The 24311-nt window shown below is 55.0% G+C and carries 23 protein-coding genes; 17 read left to right on the top strand and 6 right to left on the bottom strand.

What is annotated here, in order from left to right; all coding sequences use genetic code 11:
- Positions 1-2 precede the first annotated feature (2 nt).
- The 17 genes from AC4ED1_RS07170 to fabZ all read left to right on the top strand — a co-directional run bounded on the left by AC4ED1_RS07170 (position 3) and on the right by fabZ (position 15438).
- On the top strand, positions 3-503 hold the full coding sequence (locus AC4ED1_RS07170; RefSeq protein ID WP_490937119.1) for a NuoI/complex I 23 kDa subunit family protein: 501 nt from the start codon (positions 3-5) through the stop codon (positions 501-503).
- On the top strand, positions 503-1036 hold the full coding sequence (locus AC4ED1_RS07165) for an NADH-quinone oxidoreductase subunit J (RefSeq protein WP_490937117.1): 534 nt from the start codon (positions 503-505) through the stop codon (positions 1034-1036). The genes AC4ED1_RS07170 and AC4ED1_RS07165 overlap by 1 nt, the downstream gene beginning before the upstream one ends.
- On the top strand, positions 1036-1347 hold the full coding sequence (gene nuoK / locus AC4ED1_RS07160; protein ID WP_490937115.1) for an NADH-quinone oxidoreductase subunit NuoK: 312 nt from the start codon (positions 1036-1038) through the stop codon (positions 1345-1347). Before AC4ED1_RS07165 ends, nuoK begins: the two co-directional genes overlap by 1 nt.
- Positions 1348-1396: 49 nt before the next feature.
- Positions 1397-3325: an NADH-quinone oxidoreductase subunit L gene (nuoL, locus tag AC4ED1_RS07155; RefSeq protein WP_490937113.1), complete on the top strand. Its 1929-nt coding sequence runs from the start codon at positions 1397-1399 to the stop codon at positions 3323-3325.
- A complete protein-coding gene (locus AC4ED1_RS07150) occupies positions 3322-4833 on the top strand; it encodes a complex I subunit 4 family protein (RefSeq protein ID WP_490937112.1) in 1512 nt (503 codons plus the stop codon). Before nuoL ends, AC4ED1_RS07150 begins: the two co-directional genes overlap by 4 nt.
- Positions 4834-4836: 3 nt before the next feature.
- The gene (locus AC4ED1_RS07145; protein ID WP_490937111.1) at positions 4837-6342 is read left to right on the top strand and encodes an NADH-quinone oxidoreductase subunit N; all 1506 of its coding nucleotides are present in this window, start codon (positions 4837-4839) and stop codon (positions 6340-6342) included.
- Position 6343: 1 nt separating this feature from the next.
- Positions 6344-6595 (top strand): DUF1146 family protein, encoded by a 252-nt coding sequence (locus tag AC4ED1_RS07140; protein ID WP_490937110.1) that lies wholly within the window; start codon positions 6344-6346, stop codon positions 6593-6595.
- 206 nt (positions 6596-6801) lie between these two features.
- Complete coding sequence (locus tag AC4ED1_RS07135; RefSeq protein ID WP_490937108.1) at positions 6802-7560, top strand: YwmB family TATA-box binding protein; 759 nt, start codon at positions 6802-6804, stop codon at positions 7558-7560.
- Positions 7561-7606: 46 nt separating this feature from the next.
- Complete coding sequence (murA, locus tag AC4ED1_RS07130; RefSeq protein WP_490937106.1) at positions 7607-8869, top strand: UDP-N-acetylglucosamine 1-carboxyvinyltransferase; 1263 nt, start codon at positions 7607-7609, stop codon at positions 8867-8869.
- Between the two features lie 160 nt (positions 8870-9029).
- Positions 9030-10016: a stage II sporulation protein D gene (gene spoIID, locus AC4ED1_RS07125; protein WP_490937104.1), complete on the top strand. Its 987-nt coding sequence runs from the start codon at positions 9030-9032 to the stop codon at positions 10014-10016.
- A gap of 86 nt (positions 10017-10102) precedes the next feature.
- Complete coding sequence (locus AC4ED1_RS07120) at positions 10103-10813, top strand: peptidoglycan DD-metalloendopeptidase family protein (RefSeq protein WP_490937102.1); 711 nt, start codon at positions 10103-10105, stop codon at positions 10811-10813.
- Positions 10814-11035: 222 nt separating this feature from the next.
- The gene (spoIIID, locus tag AC4ED1_RS07115; protein WP_490937100.1) at positions 11036-11344 is read left to right on the top strand and encodes a sporulation transcriptional regulator SpoIIID; all 309 of its coding nucleotides are present in this window, start codon (positions 11036-11038) and stop codon (positions 11342-11344) included.
- 151 nt (positions 11345-11495) lie between these two features.
- The gene (locus tag AC4ED1_RS07110) at positions 11496-12512 is read left to right on the top strand and encodes a rod shape-determining protein (RefSeq protein ID WP_490937098.1); all 1017 of its coding nucleotides are present in this window, start codon (positions 11496-11498) and stop codon (positions 12510-12512) included.
- A gap of 10 nt (positions 12513-12522) precedes the next feature.
- On the top strand, positions 12523-13392 hold the full coding sequence (locus AC4ED1_RS07105; protein ID WP_490937097.1) for a flagellar hook-basal body protein: 870 nt from the start codon (positions 12523-12525) through the stop codon (positions 13390-13392).
- Between the two features lie 31 nt (positions 13393-13423).
- Complete coding sequence (locus AC4ED1_RS07100; protein ID WP_490937095.1) at positions 13424-14287, top strand: flagellar hook-basal body protein; 864 nt, start codon at positions 13424-13426, stop codon at positions 14285-14287.
- Between the two features lie 196 nt (positions 14288-14483).
- Positions 14484-14996, top strand: a complete 513-nt coding sequence (locus AC4ED1_RS07095; RefSeq protein WP_490937093.1) for a CDP-alcohol phosphatidyltransferase family protein — start codon at positions 14484-14486, stop codon at positions 14994-14996.
- 10 nt (positions 14997-15006) lie between these two features.
- Positions 15007-15438: a 3-hydroxyacyl-ACP dehydratase FabZ gene (gene fabZ, locus AC4ED1_RS07090; RefSeq protein ID WP_490937091.1), complete on the top strand. Its 432-nt coding sequence runs from the start codon at positions 15007-15009 to the stop codon at positions 15436-15438.
- Positions 15439-15452: 14 nt separating this feature from the next.
- Here fabZ and AC4ED1_RS07085 read toward each other — a convergent pair whose 3' ends face one another.
- The 6 genes from AC4ED1_RS07085 to AC4ED1_RS07060 form a co-directional block, all read right to left on the bottom strand.
- Entirely contained in the window at positions 15453-16100 is a 648-nt protein-coding gene (locus AC4ED1_RS07085; RefSeq protein ID WP_490937089.1) for a YigZ family protein, read from the bottom strand.
- A gap of 22 nt (positions 16101-16122) precedes the next feature.
- Positions 16123-17913 carry a DUF2325 domain-containing protein gene (locus AC4ED1_RS07080; RefSeq protein ID WP_490937087.1) on the bottom strand — a complete coding sequence of 597 codons (1791 nt, stop codon included), beginning with the start codon at positions 17911-17913 and terminating at the stop codon, positions 16123-16125.
- A gap of 133 nt (positions 17914-18046) precedes the next feature.
- On the bottom strand, positions 18047-20350 hold the full coding sequence (locus AC4ED1_RS07075) for an S-layer homology domain-containing protein (RefSeq protein ID WP_490937085.1): 2304 nt from the start codon (positions 20348-20350) through the stop codon (positions 18047-18049).
- A gap of 180 nt (positions 20351-20530) precedes the next feature.
- Positions 20531-21319, bottom strand: coding sequence for a hypothetical protein (locus tag AC4ED1_RS07070; RefSeq protein ID WP_490937083.1), 789 nt, complete (start codon positions 21317-21319; stop codon positions 20531-20533).
- Complete coding sequence (locus AC4ED1_RS07065) at positions 21312-22847, bottom strand: FG-GAP repeat domain-containing protein (protein ID WP_490937081.1); 1536 nt, start codon at positions 22845-22847, stop codon at positions 21312-21314. Before AC4ED1_RS07065 ends, AC4ED1_RS07070 begins: the two co-directional genes overlap by 8 nt.
- Positions 22844-24118 (bottom strand): O-antigen ligase family protein, encoded by a 1275-nt coding sequence (locus AC4ED1_RS07060; RefSeq protein WP_490937079.1) that lies wholly within the window; start codon positions 24116-24118, stop codon positions 22844-22846. The genes AC4ED1_RS07065 and AC4ED1_RS07060 overlap by 4 nt, the downstream gene beginning before the upstream one ends.
- Positions 24119-24311 lie beyond the last annotated feature (193 nt).

The following is a 24311-nucleotide window of genomic DNA, read 5'->3' as shown; positions in this document are numbered from 1 at the left end:
AAATGTTTGGACTGTTGAAGGGGCTAAGTGTTACGGTCAGTCAGATTCCCAAGAAAAAATATACCCTTATGTATCCCGAAGTTAAGCCACAATGGCCGGATCGCTTCCGTGGCGTGCACAAATTTTATCCGGAGCTCTGCATCGTTTGCAATCAATGTGCACGGATCTGCCCGACCAGTTGCATTTCGCTGTCGGGAAGCCGCGGTGAAGACAAGAAAATGCACATTGAAACGTACGACATTAATTTCGAAATTTGCATCTTGTGCGACTTGTGTACGGAAGTTTGCCCGACCGAGGCGATTCGGATGACCGACACGTTCGAATTGGCGGAATACAGCCGGGACGCGCTGTTTAAGAACATTGAATGGCTGGCGGAAAACGGCCGTCAACATGACGCTCGCAAAGGCTTGAAAACCGGCGAGACGGATAAGACGACAACCGAACACGCGGAAGTGAAAGGCGGCGGCAAAGTCACCGCTGCCGGGAAAGCGGGTGACAGGTAATGGCGTTACCAGTATTGACCGGTCAAATGGTTGCATTCATTTTGATCAGCTTGGTCGTCATCGGTTCAGCGGTCGCCATGTTGTTCAGCCGCAAGGTGATCCACATGGCACTGTTGATCGGAGTTGTATTCATCGGCGTTGCGGGCATCTATATTTTGCTTGACGCGGATTTTGTGGGGTTTGCCCAGATCCTGATCTATGCGGGTGCCATCACGATTCTTATGATCTTCGCGATCATGTTGACCCATCACGGTTCACAAGAGCCGACACAGCTGAATGCCCATACGGGAATGGCGGTTGTGGCGGCTGGCGGATTGCTTGCTTTGTTGTACTGGGGGTTTAACTCCACCGATTGGACAAAATGGCAGCAACTGTCTCCCAAACAACCGGTTCCGCCCTGGGGGGACAATTCGGTAAAAGCGGTGGCGGACGCAATTTACACCAATTACACGATTCCCTTTGAACTCGTGTCCGTGGTGTTGGTTGTGGCGTTGGTGGGCGCGGTGATCCTGGCGCGGAAGGAGGAGGAATAATGGAACCGACGATTGTGAGATACCTTTTATTGGCGGCGGTTCTGTTCTGTCTCGGCTTGTTTGGAGTGCTGTGGAAGCGCAACATCATTATCGTTTTGGTGTCCATCGAATTGATGCTGAACGCTGTCAACATCAACCTTGTTGCGTTTTCCCGCCTGGGGCTGGCGCCGGGTATCAACGGTCAGGTATTTGCCCTGTTTGCGATGGTGATTGCCGCCTGTGAAGTCGCAATCGGTCTTGCAGTTTTGATTTCTCTCTACCGGAACCGTAACTCGAGCGATGTGAAGGACATGAATTTAACCAAGTGGTAGGCGAAGGAACTTCGCTGTCAATATTCAGGCGAAACTGGTAGGTGATAATATGGTGGCTTATGCCTGGCTCGTTCCCTTCTTTCCACTCGTGGCTTATCTGCTGCTGTTGGCTCTCGGCAGGCGTGCGCAAGAGGGCGTTGTTGCCGCGGTCGGAGTGGTCGCTTCGTTGGCGTCATTTGTCTTGTCTCTTCTGATTCTGGGGGATGTCGTGGCCAACGGATACAAAGGAGCGTACGTGTTCCGCTGGCTTGCGTTCGGGGACAAAACGCTGACGGTCGGATTTGAAGTCACGCAGCTGAACGCCGTCATGCTGGTGGTGGTCAGTTTTGTGAGTACGCTTGTGCTGCTTTTCTCAAAAGGGTACATGCACGGTGACGAACGGTTTTCCGTGTTCTACCAATACCTTAGCTTGTTTATTTTCTCAATGCTGGGGCTTGTGATCTCGCCGAATCTTCTCCAGCTCTATATCTTTTGGGAACTGGTGGGGCTTTGCTCGTTCCTGCTGGTCGGGTTCTGGTATTTCAAGCCGGAAGCGGCAGCGGCGGCGAAGAAATCCTTCGTCGTGACAAGGATCGGCGACGTGGGATTGTTCATCGGGATCATCTTGCTGTTTTTGGCGACTGGAAGTTTTGACTATCAAGGCATTTTCCAATTTGCCGACGCGGTGGCGGGCACGCACAGTGCCGCCCAAAACGCGACCTGGGTAGTCGGCAAAACCCTCGATTTGGAGCCGCAGACCCTGATCACGCTCAGCGCGATTCTCATCTTTGTCGGAGCGGTCGGAAAATCGGCCCAGTTCCCGCTGCACGTCTGGTTGCCCGACGCGATGGAGGGCCCGACTCCGGTGTCCGCGTTGATCCATGCCGCGACGATGGTGGCGGCAGGGGTATATCTGGTCGCTCGCACGTTCCCGCTGTTTGAAGCGTCCCCCGGCGCGATGATGGTGGTGGCGGTGATTGGCGGATTTACGGCGATTTTTGCAGCCGCGATCGGTTTGACGCAAAACGATATCAAACGCGTGATCGCTTACTCGACGATTTCCCAGCTCGGATACATGATGCTGGCGTTGGGGGTGGGCGCTTATGTGGCATCCGTCTTCCATCTGATGACACACGCGTTCTTTAAAGCCTTGTTGTTCCTCGGTGCCGGTTCCGTGATCCATGCGGTGCATACGCAGGATATCCGGGAAATGGGCGGGCTGTGGAAAAAGATGCCGGTCACCACGTGGACATTTTTGTTCGGTGCGCTGGCTTTGGCCGGAATTCCGCCGTTTGCCGGCTTTTGGTCGAAAGATGAAATTCTCACGGCGGCGTTTGCCAGCGGCAACACCGTCTTGGCGATATTGGCAACAATTGCGGCATTCTTCACTGCATTCTATATTTTCCGCGTATTCTTCCTGACGTTTACGGGCGAATACCGCGGCAGTCAAGCGGTCCATCCGCATGAAAGCGGCCCGGTGATGACCATTCCGCTGGTGTTGCTGGCGATTATGGCACTGGTGATCGGTTTTGTGAACGCGCCGTTCTTTGGCAACGCATTTGGGCATTTCTTGCAAGGACAACAGGAACTCGGTACGCATCACCCGTTCTCGTTCCCGATTGCCGGCCTGTCAGTCTTGGTGGGAGGTGCGGGCATCCTGCTCGCGTATCTGATGTACGGAAAACGCAGCGTGAATCCCGAAAATGTGGCGCGAGCAAGCGGTCCGCTCTATACGTTGTGCTATAACAAATTCTTTATCGATGAAATCTACCAGTTGATCATCGTCGGGCCGGTTGTATGGATCGGTAAAGCCCTGAATTTCATCGACCGTTGGATTGTCGACGGCTTGGTGTCGCTGGTGGGACACACGACATTTGCCTCTTCGCTCGGGCTGAAATACGGGCAGAACGGCCAGATTCAAACCTACGGACTGCTCACATCGCTGGGAGTGCTCGCATTGGTTGCGGTTAGCTTGTATATGGGAGGTGCGATCCGATGAACCATGTTTTGCTCTGGATTACACTCCTGCCGCTTTTGGGCGCGTTTTTGATCTTGTTCGTTCCGGGCAACGCGAAATCGCAAATCAAAGCGATCGCACTGCTGGCAACCTTGCTGCCGCTTCTTGGCGCCGCAGCGGTGCTCGCCGGTTTCGACGCCGCAGCCGGTATGCAATTTAAAGTGGCGTATGATTGGATTAAGGTTCCCTTCGCGTTTGTGGAAGGGCCGCTGCGGATCGGTTTTGACCTGGGGGTCGACGGTCTGTCGCTGCCGTTTGTGCTGTTGACCGCGTTGGTCAGCGTATTGTCCGTTATGGCTTCCTGGCGCGTGGAACACAGAACGAAAGAGTACTTTGTTTGGTTTTTGCTGCTTGTCACCGGGTTGTACGGCGTGTTTGTCGCCCTTGACCTGTTTGTGTTCTTCCTCTTCCTCGAGTTGACCTTGATTCCAATGTATTTCCTGATCGGAATCTGGGGCGGGGAGAACAAAAAGAAGATCGCTGCCAAGTTTCTGTTGTACCGGGGATTGGCGTCGGTCGGAATCCTCGTGTCTTTCCTGGGTCTGGCGTATTCCGCCGGATACACCGGCGGGAACATGAGTTTCGACATGCTCCAAATCGCCGACGTGTTCAAAAAAGCGGGGGACATCATCCCGCTCGACTTCCGGCAGGGAATCTTCCTGGTGCTGTTCCTTGCGATTTTGATCGAAGAGGCGTTTTTCCCGTTCCATACCTGGCTGCCGGACACGCATGAACAAGCTTCGCCGGCCGTCTCCATGATCCTCGGCGGCGTGTTGATGAAAGTTGGCGCTTATGTGCTGTTCCGGATTGGGGTAGGCATTTTGCCGGACATGATAGCAAAATTCGGCACCGCGATTGCGGCCATCGGTGTGATCAACATCGTGTACGGCGCTTTGGTGGCGATGGTGCAAAAAGACTGGAGAAGACTGCTGGCCTTTTCCGCCATTTCGCATATGGGGATTGTCCTGCTCGGCGTCGCGTCGCTGACCCATGCGGGGCTGCAGGGTGGAATCCTGATGACCGTCTCGTCCGGGCTCTTGTCTGCGCTGCTGTTCTTCCTGATCGGCGCGATTCAGGAGCGGACCCGTACCGTTCAAATCGACGAATTGGGCGGAATCTCCAAGCAAATGCCGATTTTGTCGGGGTTTTTGCTGGCGGGAGCGCTTGGTTCACTTGGATTACCGGGAATGAGCGGATTCATTTCGGAGATCGTATCCTTCATGGGCTCCTTCGAAAGTTTCCCGAAGCTTTCCGCGATCGGAACGGCCGGTATCATTCTGGCGGCTGTGTATCTGTTGTGGGCGATGCAGCGCACCACGTTTGGTCCTCCCGGCATGGTGCTGGAAGGTGCGAAGGATGCGACGGCGGCTGAATATGTACCGATGGTGCTGCTTTTGGCGATCGTCATCCTGATCGGCGTCTATCCGGCGATTCTCGGCGACCTGGTGAATCCGACATTGACTCAGCTTGTCGCAAGGATAGGGGGATAGACGATGGCACAGGTACAACGACTCGATTTTCTGTCTGTATGGAACATTATGGGGCCGGAAGTCGTCCTCGTCATTGCCGGATTCTTGTTGTTGATACTGGATCTGCTGCTGAAAAAGGAACAGAAAAGCGTCCTTCCCTGGCTTGGCATTACGGCGCTTGTTGCGGCAGGCGGCATGGTGATCTCCAATATGGTGGGGATGCAGTCGGCCAAGCAACTGCAGCAGTTATCCGGTTACCTCTACGTGTTGGACGATTACGGCAACATCTTCAAATTGATTTTCCTGCTCGGGTCCGCGTTGACGCTGCTGATGTCCATCGATTACATGCGGCACGTTCCGTTGGCGCGGGGCGAATATTCGTATCTTCTGTTATTCGGAACGACCGGCGCGATGGTGATGGCCTCATCGCTTGATTTGGTGACGCTGTTTGTGGGGCTTGAGCTGCTGTCTCTATCGTCTTATGTCCTGGTCGCCATGCGCCGCAATTACGCGAAATCGGCGGAAGGCGCCATGAAATACCTTATTATCGGCGCGATCGGAACGGCTTTGACACTGTACGGGATGTCATTCGTATACGGATTGACGGGGACTACCAATATCGCGATGGCGATTGATTCGATTACGGCGTTGTGGAGCGAATTCAATTTCCTGTTCCTCCTGTCGTTGGTGATGATGCTGGCGGGCTTCGGAATCAAAATCTCGATGGTTCCTTTCCACATGTGGACCCCGGATACCTATGAAGGGGCGCCGACGCCGGTGACCGCGTTTCTGTCCGCGGTGTCGAAGGCGGCGGGATTTGCGATGCTGTTCCGCGTGATTTTGTTCCTGTACTCCCGTTATATCGCGGAGTGGTACATGATCCTCGTGGTGTTGGCGGTTCTGACCATGGTGATCGGAAACGTGGCGGCCGTTTCCCAGAAAAACATCAAACGATTGATGGCCTATTCAAGCATTGCGCAGGCCGGTTATCTCCTGGTGCCGATAGCGGTGCTCGGGAAAGGGCAAAGTGTCGTCAATCTGCTGCAGTCTCTGACCGAATTGGTATTTTACCTCGGGGTGTATGTTCTGATGACGATGGGGGCATTTGCAATCATCACCCATGTCACGAGAGACGCCGCATCGGAAAGCGTTGAATCGTTCCGCGGGTTGTACCGGCGGTCTCCATTCCTGGCTGTCGCCATGACGCTATTCCTGCTCTCGATGGCAGGCATGCCGGTTACAGCCGGATTCTTCGGGAAATTTATGATCATCCTTGGCGCGATTCACACCCAGTCCTTCTGGCTGGCGGGAATTATGTTTGCAGCGTCGGTGGTTTCGTTCTATTACTATTTCGGCATTATCCGTCTGATCTTCACAAAAGAGATGGACGGGGCGGAAGCGCGCCTGCAGACTCCGGTCAGCTTGACCGTAGTGATCGGCATCGCGTTGATCGTTACTGTCGGACTCGGAGTCATGCCCGACGTGTTTCTGAACGTGCTCGGAAAACTCAAGTGGTTCGGTCCGGTGTAACATGTTCACGACTTCGTCGCTGCCGGTTACCGTCGGTCTCTACAGTCTGCTGCAGCTGGTGACTTATTTGCTGACAATCGCCATTGCATGGTACGCTTTGGGGAGCGTCAAATGGGAGCTGTTTCTCCGCGACTACCGCGGGGGTCCGGCCCGCATGCTGCGGCTGATTTTGGCGATTGCGCTCGGGTTTGTTCTGGGGCAGTTTTTCCTGCAGTATCTCAGTGCATCGCTGTTGTTGAAACATCTCGGGTAAAGACCCGAAAACAAACTGAGTTGGCCAAAAGGGATAACTTCCTGTGTCCCAAAAACGGGGCAGGGGAGTTGTCCCTTTTTACTTTATTTCTGGAGACAGAGGAGCGGCGCGGTGACATTTTTGTTTTTCGGAGGTATAAATCCGTCCGCGCAGGGTCAGGCTGATTGATAGGGTTATAGATTTGACCGCAGGAGGGGGTTACACGGATGAAAAAAATCGCATTTATCGTGCTGTTCATCTGCCTTGTTATAGGTGTCGCCTGCGCGTATCCGGTCAATTCAACCGCCATAAGGGAGATGCATATGGGAGAGATGCTGGTCCAGGCTTTCGATGCGGCCGGTGCGGAGGCGGAGGGGTACTTTGTCCACAACTGGTCGATCGTCAACCGTACATACATGAAAATGGACGATTTGGTTGAGATGGCAAAAGAACTCAATTCGGAACTGCGGATTCCGGATGCCCGCGAGTATAAAACTGGCGACGGACGGCAACATGTGTACCAATTACACGGACGGTGGGATCCTGCCACTGCCGTATCGCTCGTATTGACTTCCATGAATTTGCAGACGGAACAGCCGCAGACGGTTTTGGTCATCAAGATTGAACGGGAATCGGACCGCGTGCAGGATATTCGGGAGTCCATCGAGAAAGTAAAAAGTACGGTGGCCAAGATCGGTGCGGTCCCACAAATTAGCACTTGTATCAAAGGTTTTCGGAGTGATAGAATTGACAGCATGGAACGGAATCGACTGGTTGAGCGGGTGTTTGCGGCTGTAGGCGCAAGTGAGACGGAAGGGATCCGTTCCGAATTGCTGACAAGCGTATCGGGGTATTCCCCTTTCATCAAGGAGTACATAACAACCAACGGGAAACGAATGAATCTTCAGGTGGCGGTTCATTACGACGCGTACAGAAAAAATACGCGCATCCTCGTCGGCGCACCGATTGTCACAATTGAGTACTGAGGTACAAGTCTGAGGGCAATAGCCCGCCTGAGCGGAGGTTGCAACATTGTCGAAGTATTTGATTCGTGGCGGAAACCGCCTGTCGGGTAGCGTAAAAGTTGATGGTGCAAAAAATGCGGTACTGCCGATTCTTGCCGCTTCCATTCTTGCATCAGAGGGAACCAGTGTGATTGAAGACGTCCCCTGGCTGACAGACGTCCAGACGATCAGCGAAGTGATCATCGCGTTAGGCGCGGAAGTTCGCCGGGAAAGTGACACCATATTGCGCATAGACTCGCAAAACGTGAATGAATGGATCGCCAACGAATCCTTGGTTCGCAAAATGCGGGCCTCTTTTCTTGTAATGGGGCCTTTGCTCGCCCGCATGGGGCACGCCCGGGTGGCGTTGCCGGGCGGCTGCGCCATCGGGTCCAGGCCAGTCGACCAACATATCAAAGGATTCCAGGCCTTGGGAGCGGAAGTTGAAGTCGGACGCGGACACGTGGAAGCCCGCGTGGCGGGCAACAGATTGAAAGGGAACCGCATTTATCTGGACATCCAGAGTGTGGGAGCGACCCAAAACATCATGATGGCTGCTGTCCTGGCGGAAGGCAGAACCATTATCGAAAATGCGGCAAAAGAGCCGGAGATCGTCGATCTTGCTAACTACCTGAACGCCATGGGTGCCATCGTCCGGGGCGCCGGGACGGACGTGATCCGGATCGAAGGCGTTGACAGCTTGCATGGAGCCAACCATACTGTGATTCCGGACCGCATTCAGGCGGGCACGTTCCTGATTGCGGGAGCGATGACCGGCGGCGATTTGTATGTCGAAGGCGCCATTTCCAACCACCTGAAACCGGTGATCGCCAAGATGAAAGAAGCCGGTATCGGGATTGAAGAAGATGTGGATGGCATACGGGTTTTTGGCGGCCCCGGGAGCCGGTCGCTGGATGTGAAGACATTGCCGTATCCGGGTTTCCCGACGGACATGCAGGCGCAAATGATGGCGTTGCTGACCGTTCTTCCCGGCAACAGCCTGGTCACCGAGAGCGTGTTCGAAAACCGGTTCATGCATGTCGCCGAACTGCAACGGATGGGAGCCGACATCAGGATCGAGGGGCGTACCGCCATGATCACGGGTGTTCCGTTTCTGACGGGAGCCAGCGTGACCGCCAGCGACCTGCGTGCCGGAGCGGCTCTGGTGATCGCCGGACTTGGTGCGCAGGGTGAGACGGAAGTCCGCGGCTTGCACCATATCGACCGCGGATATTTGCGTCTGGAGGACAAGCTGCGTTCTGTCGGCGCGGACATTACGCGGGTGGACTGATCCACCCATTTTTCAATCAGAGTCAAAAGGGCAACTGCAGCGGGCGGTTGCCCTATTTTCATGATGTGCGCGGGCATACGGCTGGAAATCGGACATATACATTCTGGTAGAGTGAACGGTGGCACATCGATGCGCTTTGGCGGATAGGAGGAATCGACTGTTGAGGAACGCTGCAACCGTGGACAGACCGATCATCGCAATGCTCGCACTGGCGCTTGTCCTGATGCTGGCGATTCCGGCCGGACTGGTGAGTGTTTTGCCGAAGCGGGACCAGACTTCGCAACTTTCAGTTGCGGACAGCGATCAAAAAGTGAAAATCTACTTAAAAGAAACAAAAGAAGTGATCGAGATTCCGCTGGAAGAATACGTAAAGGGCGTGGTTGCGGCCGAGATGCCGGCCACTTTTTCGCTGGAAGCCCTGAAGGCGCAGGCGATCGCCGCCCGCACGAATGCGGTGCGCCGCATCCAAAAAAACATGCTGACGCCGGAAGGAGCCCATGTGACAGACGATTACCGGCGGGATCAGGCGTACAGCACCGACGAGAAATTGAAACAACGCTGGGGAGTTGTCGAATACCAGTTAAACCTGAATAAAATCGTACAGGCGGTAAACGAGACAAAGGGACAAATTCTGACGTACAACGGGGAACCGATCGATGCGCTTTTCTTTTCCACGTCCAACGGGAAGACCGAGAACTCGCAGGATTATTGGGGCAGGGCCTTGCCCTATTTGCGGTCGGTCGACAGCCCTTGGGATAAGCAGGCGAAACATGCGGTGGACACGAAAAAAATGTCGCTCGCAGAGTTTTATCGCTTGCTCGGCCTGCAAACGGTTGTGACATCCGCCAACCAGGGGCGCATGATCAAAGTGTTGGAAACGTCTGCTAGCAATCGGGTCAAGAAAATTCAAGTCGCCAACAAAGTGATGAGCGGGCCGGAGTTTCGGGAAGCCCTCGGGTTGAATTCAACCGATTTCACATGGAAAATTGACGGAGACACCATCACGTTCACGACCCACGGTTACGGGCACGGGGTTGGAATGAGCCAAAACGGCGCGGAGGGGATGGCCAAAGAAGGCAAGACCGCCCGCGACATCCTGACGTATTTCTATCAGGGCGCGACACTGGCGTCTTACCGAAAACAATAAATTTTGCGGAAAAAACTCCATCATCTGAGTATTCCCTGTATAAGCGTTCCCATTCGTGGCGAGAATGGGGAATGAGGTGATGGAAAATGAATGAACAAAAAAACGAAAACATGGCTTTACGGAGCCAGAAAAAACCGGGATTTTGGAAGACTTTGTTTGCAAAACGGTGGACGTTCCCGGCGCTCTATCTTGGCGCAGCGGCTCTTATCATCGGATTCGTAGTGGCACAAACGCAGGACGCATTGCCGTTCAAAAAGGGAGCCCAGCCTGCGCCGCAGGGAACAGGGAACACAACGACTGATCCCGGCCGGCTTTCAAACACCGCCCCGGTAACCGCCAGCCAAAACCTGATCTGGCCGGTATCGGAAAAAGACGGAGCGGAAGTGAACGTGACCATGGCATTTTATGACGAAACCAAAGACCAGAAGTCCCAGGCCAACTCGATCATCAAATTCGAGAACAACTTCTACACGCAAAACGGGGTCGTCATTGGACGCAAGGACGATAAGCCGTTTACGGTTGTGGCGGCGGCGTCCGGAACAGTCACCAGCGTGCAGGCAGACCCGTTGATGGGGTATTCGGTCAAAATCACCCACGACAACGGTTACGAAACCTATTATGCGTCGCTGGCCGACATCGTCGTGAAGGAAGGCGACAAGGTCGTACAGGGCCAGGATATTGCCAGGTCCGGCAACAACAAGCTGGAAGCCGACCAGAAAAACCACCTTCACTTCGAAGTGAAAAAAGACGGCAAGAACGTCGATCCGCAAAGCGTGCTTCCAAAGCGCGGCGAATAACCGAACAAACCGATTTGAAAATCCTCGTCCGGAAAGGGCGGGGTTTTTTGCGTTTAAGGCTGGAAAAAGGACGGCTGTCTGTCAGCTTGTCAAGTCGAGAAAGAGAGAGAAAAAACAGGGAAAACGAACCTCATGGCTTGTCATCGCGGTAATTTAGGCATATGTGGTACACACCCTCATATAATGTATCAGACCATTTGAAGCATGGGGAGGCGAAAGGGAGTGCACGATTACATCAAAGAGCGCACCCTGAAGATTGGCGAGTATATCGTGGAAACAAAAAATACGGTTCGTACGATCGCCAGGGAATTTGGTGTCTCCAAAAGCACGGTGCATAAGGATCTGACCGAACGTCTGCCTGATATTAACCCTGACTTGGCCAACCGTGTAAAAGAGATTCTCGAGTATCACAAATCCATTCGTCATTTGAGGGGTGGGGAAGCAACGAAGAAAAAATACAGGAAAGACGAAGCGGAACGCAAAATGTCAAAAAATGTCGGGGTGGAAAGAGGAGTTTCCTCACCTCTGTAGAATAACTTAATTAGCGGATTCTCGGCACGTTTATGGGGCATTTGACGTGGGGCCGCTGGGGAGAACACCGCAGTAAGATGCTCGAAATACGCGGGAACATACGTTGCAGCGAAGAGGATCTGAAGAAGTTTGAAGGAGGACGCTTCCATAGATGTTCAGCAAAGATATCGGTGTTGACCTGGGGACAGCCACCGTATTGGTCCATGTCAAAGGCAGGGGCATCGTACTTAACGAGCCTTCGGTTGTCGCAATCGAAAGCCAAACGAAAAGGGTCGTGGCGGTAGGTGAAGAAGCCCGCCAAATGCTGGGCCGCACACCGGGCAACATCCTGGCGATCCGTCCGCTGCGCGAAGGCGTGATCGCGGATTTTGACGTGACTGAAATGATGTTGCGCCATTTTATAAACAAGGCTATCGGCAAAAGCATGTTTGTCCGTCCGCGCGTCGTCATCTGCGTGCCGGCGGGGATTACGTCGGTCGAACAAAAGGCGGTGCGGGAAGCGGCGGAACGCACGGGCGCAAGAGACGTGTATATCGTAGAAGAACCGCGAGCGGCGGCGATTGGAGCCGGACTGGACATTTTTCAGCCAAGCGGATCGATGGTCGTCGATATTGGCGGAGGCACGACGGATGTAGCCGTTCTTTCTCTGGGCGACGTCGTCACCGCCACTTCTATTCGGGTCGCCGGGGACAAGTTCGATGAAGCGGTCATCCGCTATGTGAAGAAACAGCATAATTTGCTGATCGGGGAACGCACCGCCGAGGAGATCAAAATTCAAATCGGCTCCGTGTATCGTGACGCCCGCCACGAGAAACTGGACGTTCGCGGACGTGACATGGTGACCGGTCTCCCCAAGACGATCGAGGTTACGTCGGAAGAGGTGCGGATCGCGGTCGAAGAACCTGTGTCCCAAGTGATAGCGGCGGCAAGAAACGTATTGGAACGCACTCCGCCCGAGTTGGCGGCTGACATATACTCAAAGGGGGTTGTCCTTACCGGCGGCGGTGCCTTGCTGTACGGATTGGACAAGCTGATGATGAAAGAATTGCAGATTCCGGTTCATATTGCGGAAGACCCGATTACGTGCGTGGCGCGGGGAACCGGCATCGTGTTGAACAACTTGGAGAAAGTGATTCGGCCAACAGGGAGAAAATCCAGGCTGGGGTAGGTGAACATCCGTGATTCGCGGACTTTATACGGCAGCTTCCGGAATGCTCGCCGGGGAGCGTCGACAGGACGTTCTCACCAACAATCTGGCGAACGTGCAAACAATCGGGTACAAGAAAGACGACAGCATCATGCGCTCCTTTCCCGAAATGCTTTTGTATTCTCTCAACGACCACACGGGAAGCGGTCCGCAGTCGATTGCGCCCGGCATGCCAAGCATCGGTGCGGTCGGAAGCGGAGCGTTTCTGGAAGAGGTGCTTCCCCGGTTTACGCAGGGGATTTTGAAGCAAACGGCGAACCCTTACGGATACGCGATTATCGATGCGGAGCGGCCCGATCCCAACAACAAACGGAAAACGTTTTTCGTGTTAAACGATCAGAATGGAGAAACTTTGTTTTCGCGTGACGGCGACTTTCACTTAACGCCGGAAGACGCCAACCGGAACGCGTTTTTGGCGAACGCTGCGGGGTTGTTTGTGCAGGCGGTCGATCCGGAGGGAAAACCAGTTAGCAATTCCCGGGTGCGTCTGCGCCAAGACGGGACAGGCCTTGAAGCAGGCAGAATGAACGGAGGAGTGTTTGAACCGGATCCGGGTCTCCGCTTTGCGCCGGTCGACGTGGCGAATACCGATCGTTTGCGCGTTACGGGCAACGGGGCGTACCGGCTTGTTCCGGCAGCGCCGGACGAACGGGTGGAGGATTTGCTGCAACCGGCAACCGGAGAGATTCGCAAAGGATTTCTTGAAGGATCAAATGTTGACGTGGCGGAGACGATGGTCGATATGATCGCCGTCATGAGAAGTTACGAGGCGAACCAGAGAATGATCCGAACGCTGGACAGCACGTTGGACAAGGCGGTCAATGTGCTTGGCAGAATCTAAAATTTTCCCTGCCGGATAGGAGTCTGATTCGATGAGAGCGTTATACACAGCCGCATCAGGCCTGGCCTCACAGCAAACAAAATTGGATGCGATTGCGAATAATGTTTCCAATGTCAACACAATGGGTTACAAAACGCAGAACGTGCAGTTTGCGGAACTGCTGCGGTCCCAATTTCCGCAACCCGATGAATTCAGGCTGGAAGGCCGTCGTTCGGACGCGGGAAGCGAAGGGGATCTCGGATTGCGCATCGGAAACGGTGTGATGCCCGCTTTTTTGTCACGGGCATTTGCGCAGGGCAACATGCAATCCACCGGAAACATGCTGGATCTGGCCATTGAAGGGGAAGGGTTTTTTACGGTTGGCACCGGTGAACCTGCGGTTGGCGGCGAATTCGAGCCGGGCCAAATCCGGTTCACCCGTGGCGGGAAGTTCCAAATCGATGCGACGGGCACGTTGGTGACCGACGCAGGGTATCCGGTTTTGGACACCAGCCGCAAACCGGTCGTTTTGGGACCGGAATTTTTGGGGCGGCCGCTTCGCGTGAGCCCGGATGGGGAGCTGTTTGTACAGGGCGACAAAGGCGAAGTCGCCGTCGGGCAGAAAATCAATCTGGTGGTTGTGCGCAACCCGGAAGCGAACTTGCAAAGCGTAGGTGAGAATCTCTATCAAAATGCCAATATCGGCAACTATGACCCGTTCAGCCCCGATAAGAGTTTTGCCGCCGACGCCGAACGGGCAGGAACGATTCGTCAAGGGTTTCTTGAAATGTCCAATGTGGAGTTGCAGCAAGAACTGACGGATCTGATGCAGGTGCAGCGGGCGTATCAGCTGAACGCACGCTCCATTCAGACGGTCGATGCGATGATGGGGATGGCCAACAATCTGCGGGCGTAACGACAAAGAGGCCTTTGCAACGGGCGATTTTGAATCTGGGGAAGAGTTCAAAGTGGCTCTTACAAGGGTCTCTTTTTTCATTTGCACCTTTTACATACGGTGCGGTACAGGCGGTTCGATTGGGAAAATTGCACCGATCGTTTTACGGATCGGGGCGTAACATGGTATTATGAGGAAGGAGCGTAGGGGGGATCCGGTGAATTTGCCGAATTTGTTGACATTAGTGCGCTTGGCGCTGGTTCCGTTATATTTTATCGCGTTTTTTTCGGATTCGTCGTTCAGTATGGTGTATGCGCTGGGAATTTTGGTGCTGGCCGGTTTGACCGATCTGCTTGACGGCTACCTTGCGCGTAAATACAACTGGATTACCCCGCTTGGCGTCGTGTTGGATCCGTTGGCAGACAAGCTCATGATGCTGTCTGTGATTCTGTCGTTTACGGTCGACGGCCGCATTTCGCTGGTGGCAGCCGCTTTGTTGATCCTTCGGGATGTCGCCATGATTCTGGCGTCCGCATTTTTTCATTTTCGCGACAAACAGATTGTGCCTGCCGTCTGGTGGGGAAAGTTGACCACCGTATTGTATTATATCATGGTGGTCGGCATCATGTTTAAGTGGAAAGCGGCGGAGTTTCTGTTGTGGGGCACGATCTGTTTTTCGTTTGTGACCAGTTTTGTCTATCTGCGGAAATTCCTCGCAATGAACAGGTAGGAGTGGAACTATGTTAAACATCGACCAAATCAAAGAAATCATTCCCCATCGTTACCCGTTCCTGCTGGTGGACCGGATCCTCGAGCTGGAAGCCGGCCGCCGCGCGGTGGGCGTCAAGCAGGTGACGGCCAACGAATCGTTTTTTCAGGGGCACTTTCCCGATTATCCGGTGATGCCGGGAGTGCTGATCGTGGAAGCGATGGCGCAGGTCGGGGCGGTGGCGCTGTTGTCCCTGGAAGAGAACAGGGGGCGGCTGGCTTTTTTTGCAGGGCTTGACAATGTCCGGTTCCGCCAGCAGGTGCGCCCGGGGGACACATTGGAGATGGAAGCCGGGATTTTGTCGTTTAAAAGAAATATCGGCAAGGGCAAAGCGACCGCCAAAGTCGGAGACAAAGTCGTCTGCGAGGCGGAGTTCATCTTTGCGCTGGGCGATGCCCAGTAAAGTTCGGAGAGGGATTATTTCACCAGTTTGCCGTCCTGCGTAGTGGCGTACACCCGATCCCCCATCACGATCTCCGCCTGGCCGCTGGTGGCGTTGGTGATCAATTTCGCGAAACGGCCGGCTTCCTCCACCGGAGCCAGCGCCGCCACACGGACGCGCTCCAGGTACTCGACATGATCGATAAAACCACCCGCCTGCAAGATCTCGTTTTCCACTTTCCCGAGCCACGTATAGTCGATTCCGACATGAATCGTTTGCAACAGGGACCGGGTGACGATTCCGGCCGCCCGCAATCCTGCGCCGGCCGTTTGTCCGTACGCGCGGACCAACCCGCCCGCCCCCAGCATAATTCCTCCGAAGTAGCGGGTGACGACGACCACCACATTTTTCAGCCCTTCTTTTTTGATAACCTCCAAAATCGGCTTGCCGGCGGTGCCGGAGGGTTCCCCGTCATCGTTGGATTTCTGGATCTCGTCATGCGGGCCGATTTGGTAGGCGTAGCAGTTGTGGGTCGCGTCCCAGTGCTTTTTTTGAATCGATTCGATGAACCGGACCGCTTCTTCTTCCGTTTCCGCCGGCATGGCATAACCGATAAAGCGCGATTTTTTGATGATAATCGTTTCCTCGCCGTATCCTTTGACCGTTTTGTAGGACGTGAGCAAGAATGTGTTCCTCCTTTTTCTCTTATTCTGCTTCCGCCAAATAAGCCTCGATCGCGCGAAGAACCGAAGACACGCCGCCGGAAATCGGGTGCCGGAGCGGTTTGTGCCGCTTGGCGGCTTCCTCCCGCACCACCCAATAAAAAGGGTGGGTGATCTGGTGGGTGTTGCAGATAATGACGTCCGCCTTGGCAACATACGGAGCCATCGACACCGGCTGGCTTTCGAGGATGACGACCGATCCGCCCCGTGACCGAATCGCTTGTTCGTATTGGGAGACCATATTTGATTGGGCACCGCAAATCAGGATATGAAGCCCTTCAAAGGTTTGCGCAATCTCCCGCGGACTATTGCCCGGTTTCCGGGGTTTTCGGCGAATGGGGCGATAGGTTGCGGTCTCTTCGGGCGACAGATGTTCGTGAACGGTCAAAATCCGGTTGTTGTGCGGATGCGTCGCATCGTATAAGATTGTCACCACATCGCCGATTGATACAAGGGGGACTTCATGCGCGTGAAGAGGAACGAACAAGTCTTTGTTGTCGAGGTCGCGCACTCCTACCCAAGTGGAGCGCTGTTCGACAATGCCCAGCATTTCACGGCAATGGGACGGTTCCGCCCCTTTTCTTGTGACATGATACCGGTACTGCGGAATTCCTTCGGCAAACTCGCCGATCAGGCGCCCCTCCAATTCGTCCCCATCGGCCGCCCCGATTGCGTAAATCACCTTTTCCGGCACAAACAAATCAGTGCCTTGTACGGTGTTCAGGACCCCGAAACGCGAACGTACGGGAACATGCAAAATTCCACGGACAAACGGAGGATATTCGGATTCGGACCGGGACTCGCGCGAAGCAGTGTCTGCAGGCGGAGGCGAGGCGTCGGAACCGGCAGGGTCTTCCTGTGGCAAAAGAGGTCCCCTTTCCGATATGGCAGGCGCGTCTGGTGCAGGCGGTCCAACCGGGTACATCTCCTTCACATCGGAAGCAGCGGGAAGCAACGCGTTCAATCTGGCCGTTTCCTGCGTCAGCTGGCGGAGTTTCTCCTCGTAAGCGCGATTGAGTTCCTCAAGTTGAAGGTTTTTCAATTCGAGTTTCCGCACCAACTCCTGCGCCCGGCGGGTATTTCGTTCCCACAAACGGGCCTGCCGTTCCGCCTCGTTTCGCAGCGCCTGTTCGTCCTTCAGCTTCTTTTGAAAAACGGCTTCTTGCTCCCTGTGCCGTTTTTGTTCCTTAGCCTGCACTGCCCGGACAGAGGCGATCTCCAAGCGCAGTTTTGCCAGTTCCCTCTGCCACTTTGCTTCTTTCTTGCAAAGGTTTTTTTTCATTTCCTCAAGTAACCGGGACAACCTGCGGTTCTCTTTTTGAAGCAAGTGCTCCGGGGACTGGGAGGGCTTTTCTTCGGGGAGCGGCTCAAAGGGGGGTTCTTGCTCCATAAGCTGAACCGCCGCGTTCCGCAAATCTTCCCGGTCGGACAGCAGAAGCGCAAGTGAGAGATCGCCGTTTTCAATCTCTTCGTCGAGTTTTTTTGTATCTGCAACGGTGCATGGGGTTGGCAGGGACTCGATCTTTTTTTCCAGATCCGGATATACAGTCCGCAGGAGACGGATGATTCCGGTTGTGCTTTCGTAATGGGGAAGCGCCTGTTTTTCAAAAAAGGCTTTCAGTATCGGATACGGCACTTTCTCGGGATTGCGGAAGCCGGGCGGACAAATTCCTTGCTGTTTGCAAAGGATCGGCAATTCCCGGGGGCCGATGCCGGTGAAATACCAAGTCTGCCATTGTTTCAACAGTTCCGGAGAAACATTTTCCGAATACACAGAATCACCCGATCCGCATGTTTTGTTTTTAATTGTAACATGACTGGCGGACGGTGAAAATTCATTCTTGAAATTACCCCCCCATCCGCGGAAAACGGATGAGGGGGTCCGTGACAAGGGGTTTGCGGTGTCGTTAGCGATTGACCGGCCATTCAAACTTGGCGAATTCGTTCCAGCCGTAAGCGGTTGCTTCACGTCCGCGGTAGGTGGAATAGCCGACGGCTCCGTACTCCTTTGTCGCCTGCATGGCGCCGCGAATCTCGTCTGGAGTCGGATACTGGCTCCAATCTTTCGGGAACATGTTGTACGACTGGCCGATGATATGGATCGGCATGGTCTGTCTGACTTTTTTCCGGAGTTCCACCATCTCGGAACCAACCGCATCGTACGCGTCTTTGTAGGTGTAGGGTTTTGCTTTGTAGTGCCAGTATACCATCGGCGCGACAACGTCATAGTACTTCGAATAAACGTCCCACGGTTGATTCGGCCGCCAGGTGGCCGGGTAGATGACCGCAATCATCGGGTAGTACGCCCCCAGGGCGTTGCGGACCGATTTTGCGAACTCTTCCTGGTGGTAGGTGTCCAGATTCTCTTCAAGGTCGGCGGCAAGCGCGTCAAACCGGTCGCCGGTCGGCGTGGTGTACTGCATCGCCTGCACCGTTTGTGCCGCGTCTTTCCACGGGTCGCCGGCAGCCGCGTAGACCCAGCCGATCACGGCGATTCCCGCGTCGTGGGCCTGATGCAGAAAATCATCCATGGAATCCTGGCCGAAGAATCCGTCGTTTGTTGTGGAGACCAGCAAGTACACATGGGTCACACCCGCGTCTTTAAAGCGCTGGAGAGTGTCTTTCACCGGGTAGTTTTTCCAGTCGCGCCACATCATCCAATCGCCTTTGCCGCTCACGAGATCGGCGGTTGACGTGAAGACCGTAAGCTGTTGGGAGACGGACAGATTGCCCGACCTGGCGGTGACTGTCACGGTCCCTCTCGTTTTGCCTGCCGTAAAGCTACTGACCATCGGATTGTCGGTGCTTCCGAGCGTTCCGCGGCTGGAATCGCTCAGACTGAAGGTGACGGGTACCGGCGGGACCGCATTGTCCCACTGATCAAGGCCGGTCACCCGGAGCTCCGCTTGGCGTGTAGCCTGGATGAAGGGGGAGGGAGCGACATGCATTTTCAGCTTGGCAAGTTCGCCGGGAACGATTGTGAAAGTGGCCGGCGCGTCGAGCACGGCTCCTCTGCCTGAAACGGTCACCGTGTAGGAACCCGCTTTCGTTTTGTTGAGCGTAAAGGTTGCCTGGCCGTTCAGGGTATAGACTTCAAAATTGGACGTTCCGTCCGGGCCGCTGACGGTAACCGTAAGGGCCCGGTTATTGTCGGTTTGCAGCAGTTCGCCTTTTTCGTCTTTCACATTAAGCGTCAAAGTGACCGGTTGCGCCGGTTTGAAAGAGCCCAGGGCGGTTGCCGCAAACGCAAGGCGCTTCGGGTTTTCCACCGTCACATGCACTGTGGCGGACACCGGGGCTTGTCCCGGCAGTTGCGCCGTGGCTGTAACAGTGCCCGTACCGGCTTTGGTCGACGTAAACAATCCCTGCGCGTTAACGGTTCCGATGTCTCCATAGACGCTCCAAGTAACAGTGGCGCCGCCCGCCCGTTCCTCATTGCTGTTATAGACGTTTGCGGTGAATTGCTGCGTTTCGCCGGTGAAAAGGGAAACCGGATCCGGCTGCAACTCGATCCGTTTCAGCACCGGATTGGCCATGTCTCTCAGCTTGCCCAGTTTGTCGGCCGGAAGATTCCGCATGCGCTGGATCATGGCGGCTGCTTCGGCACGCGATGCACGGCTGAGCGGGTTAAACTTTTTGTCCGGGTCGCCTCTTACCACTCCCAGATACGAAGCGACAGCGGCCGCCTTCTTTGCGTAGTCGGATATTTGAGCCGCGTCGGTAAACGAAAGCGCCGTTTGCACAAAAGACGACGGAACCGTCTGAATCTGCAGGGCGTTTGTGATCATGGCCGCCATATCCTGACGGGAAATCGGTTCGTTCGGACTGAATGTGGTGGGAGATGTCCCGGAGACGAGACGGTTCTGATAAGCGGTTTGAATCATATCGTAGGCGAAGAAATCGGACTTTACATCCGCAAACACCTGGGGAGCGTTTTTGATAACCGGAAGGTTGAGGCTTCTCACCAGGATGGTGATGAATTCCGCCCGCGTGATATCGTCGTCCGGGTTAAATGTCGTCGGAGTTTTCCCCCGTACGATCCCGAGTTCCGCCAGCTCCGTGATGGCGGGTTCCGCCCAATGCCCCTGCACGTCCGTAAAACGGGCGGCCGCGTAGCCGGCGGACAGGGGAAATGCCTGCGCGATCGCCAAAGCCCCCACGAGGGCTTTTGTCGATAAGCGTTTGCCGCGAATCTTCCATTTTTTTCGCACTTTGTCATACCCTCCTAGAGAATTCTAATGCTGTATTTCGACAGAACCCGCCAAAATCCTAGCAGTGACTATTAAAACATTCGATAGATCCAGCATTTTTTAGGAGGGTCTTGCCGCAAAAAAAAAAACTCCCCGGTTGGAGAGTCCGCCGCATTTGGCGCACGTTTACCGGGGAGTCCGCTATTTGTTGTCCTTATCGTTGATTTTGAGCTGCTGTTTCAATCCGGGGGGCATTTCGATCTTCAGGTCGGGTTTGTCGATGTCGAAAAATCGCAGGGTCGCATTGGACCAGACGGTGCCCACGTCGTCAACCGCCCCGGTGGACTGGATGTCGATCTGCCGGATGTAGCGGGTTTTCTTGTCAATATAGACGGTATATTGGCTGGGAAGCGTCTTTCCCTGTGTCCCGGGCATCCCGGCAAGCCGGATCGCATCCGCCTCAAACTGGTAAACTTCCGTGTCGTTGGGGGTCAAAATCGACATGTCCTTGAAACGGTAGACCTCCTTTGGCGGTTGAATGTGGCGCAATCGCTCCAAAGACCCCCAGGTGTCGGGCAGCGCAATCCGGTCAATCGACCGCCAGACGCCTTCCTCCCTGTAATAGGCCGATTTTGCATCCTGGTAAATGTAATACGACCTGCCGTCCACGTTTTGGGACATCTCAATCTGATCGGGCGCGATAACATGGCCGTAAACCTGCGAACGGTGGTATTGGTTCCGCTCCTTCGTTTCAAGCGTGCCCTGCAGGCCAAACCGCGTGATCGCCCTGCTCTGGTCGACGGATTTCAGGATCGTTGCCCAACCGTCCTCCGCGATAAATTTCTCTTCGCGTTCGATCGGGATGTCCTGCGAAGACGGCGCCGTCAATTGCGGGCTGCAGGCGGTGAGCAGCGCCGCCAAAGGCAGTGCGAGAACGACCGCCCGCCGGAAACGGCCGCTGCCCCGGTGGCGGTGTCCGGTGTCACGCATGGCGGCTTTCCCTCCTTTGCGCGAGTTGATAGCCGTAGCCCGCAAGCGCCAGCGCGGCATAGATTGCCGAAAGCACCGCGGGCCACGGAACCGAAATCGGTTTTAGCACGTACAGATTCGGCGCTTCGTAATATCCGCTGATCCATGTGTCGGGAGAGATCGGGGCCGGAAACAGGAGATTCGTCTTAAAGACGCGCCATTCCCGGATCAACTGGCCGTTGTTCCACGTGTACCCGCTGAGAAAACGCGTGTCCTGATTGCGAACCACGCTCGGATCCTGGACGACGATCAGCGGCTTCTGCCCTGGGCGCGGTTCCACAAACTCGAAACGCAAAGACTTTTTCCCGCTTTCCCAGATCGTCTGCCAGGTGCGGTTCTGGCCGATTTTTAAAATTTTGGCGGGAGTCGAGTTGACCAGCACTTCCTCAATCCCGTCCCCGTCGATGTCGCCGACCGTCAGGTTCCGGGTCACCGGTTCCTCCCAGGTGCCTTTATACACTGCGATCGGTGCGGCGTTTGGCGAGGTCCCGTCGACGAGCCGCAGCTCGTTGTTGCCCACCAGCAGCAGTTGGGTGCTGCCTTCCGGCAGGAATTTTCCTTGACCGACCAAAGCGGCGCCGGCGACCTGCGGACGGGTGTCCGTGCCAAAGGTGTCCGCCCAGTTTTTGCGGGACGCCGCTTGCGACCTGGCAGCCCGTTCATCCATTGCCACCGTGACCGACAGAGGATCGAGAAAACTTGTCAGCACGGTTTTCGGATCGTCCACCGGGGTGAAGTGCTGTTTGACGCCATCGCCTTCGATTGTCCAGGAAGACGTGTAGTACGGGAAACCCGCCAGGCCGAAGGAAGTGAAGGGCAGGGCGGCCATCTCCTCTTTTGCGACCGGATGTTTCCTGTACCCGTCATCCGGCGCGAAACGAAGCACGTCGACATGTTCCAACTGGTTTTTCAGCTTGGCGGCCGCGGCGGGCAAATCCCTGTTTTCTTTCGGATCGGGGGTGGCCTCCTTCAATTCTTTGTCGGTCAGCTTGCGCAGATCCCCGATCGTGTAGAGGTTCGATCCCCGGTTTACAATCGGATAGATCGGAAAAATCGGTCTCCGGTCCAAATGTTCGCTTTTGTACGCCAGACGAAACTTGGCGTAAAAAGGGAATTCCGAAAGTGGCACGGCAGCCAGCATGACAGCCAGAACCGTGAAGACCGTCAAGGTATACCGCCACTTGATGCGGCCGTAGGAGGCGGCGATCCAGCCGAGGATCAGCAGCATCAGGGGAAATTCGAGAAATCTCCGCCACAGGCTGTCCGAATAGACGCTTTGAATGCCGTATCCCGTCAGCAGGATAAGAAGCGAAAACAGCGCAAAGAAACGCCGCCAGGCGCGCGGAACGGCGAAATAGCCGAGAACGGCGGCGGCCGCCAGGGTGAGAAGCCCGATGTAAGAAAAGTCAAGCATCAGCGGGATCGCCACAAGCTGGTTTAAAGCGACTAAAAAAACGGAATACAACGCCGCAAGCAGGATCTTTTTCACGCTGCGTCCCCCTCCTTTTCGGCACCGGTCAGGATGACGGTCATCGTCACGGTGAACCAGAACAGAAAGTTCATCGCCGGAACTTCGAACACATTTTCAACCGCGTTTTGGATCAGGACGGCAATCACGGCGGTGAACATGCCGAGCAGGAGCGGCCAGTCCGGACGGGCCTTGAGCGGCTTGAAAATGCGGGAGTGCAAATTGCGCGCGATTGTGAAAAACAGGGTCAGCATGGCGAAAAGCCCCACAAGTCCCATTTCCGCCATGGTCTTCGCGTAATAGTTGTCCACATAGTTGACGCCGAAGTTGCGGGCGGCAACCGCGCCCCCGAAATGCCCAAGCCCGGCTCCGAAAAACGGGTTATACCGGACCACGTCATAAGCGCTCAACCAGCGGGCGATCCGTCCGTCTTTCGCGGCTTTCACCCAGTACAGACCGTCAAAATCGAGCAACTGCACAAACCGGTGCTGAATTTGCGGCACAAACATCGCGGCGACCCCGCCGGCCAGCACCAGGAAAAACATGCGCCGGTCAAACAGCAGAGACGTGATGACAAGCGCGGCAAACAGGGCCAACTGGGCGCCCCGCGTATTGGTGAACACAAGGGATGCCAATGCCGTAACAGCCACGAAGCCAAAGAACAAACGTTCTTTTTGCGAGCGGGCCGCCCAGGCCATGCCGGCCGCCATCGGAAAAATCATGATCAGGTAGCTTCCCATGATGTTCGGGCTGCCGAACACGGAGTACACCCGGGTCCGCACCGTTTCGCCCGCATCCACCCAGCCGGGAGGCATCGGCGCTTTCGTGATGTATTGATAGATGCCGTGCAGGCTGATGAGAAAGCCCGCATATAAGGTATACCGGACGAGTTTGCGGGCCAATTCCTTGTCTGCGGCAAAAGGAAGCACAAACGCAAACAGGGAATACCAGTAAACGGCGCGAAACCCTTCAAAATCCACCGAAAAACCCGGCAGGTCGATGGCGAGATAGGCGATCCCGAGCAGGATGAAAGCTTTCAGCACGCGATGATAGGGCAACGGTTTCAGTCTTTCGCCCGCCAGATACCGCCCCAGCGCGAGGGCGGCCAAGCCGAGAAGAATCAGTTTGTCCCAGGTCGGACCCAGTACAGAACCAAGCAGGGGAATCCTGCGCAACAGAAAATCCACAATCGGAAAAAAGGCAAGTGCGACAAGGCTCCACAATTTCAATCTGCCGGTTTTCGGCAACTGCAATCTGTCGGTTTTCAGCAGCTTCAATCTGTCGGTTTTCACTGACGCGATTCTCCTTCCGTCTATTCCCCTGTCCGATTATATCACAACCGCCGGGCCGGACGGTGCTATCCCGATGTGACGGATTTAAGGGAATTTTTCTTGCCTGGATTTAAAATATTGAATACAATATTGCTGTAGATGCAATTTTGGTAAGGGGCGATAGAGGAAATATCTCTTGCGGTTCCCGTGGTCG

The organism is Effusibacillus sp. SKA8, assembly GCF_058273125.1.
Note: the sequence above shows the minus strand (reverse complement) of the source record. Positions and strands in the feature narration are given on the sequence as shown.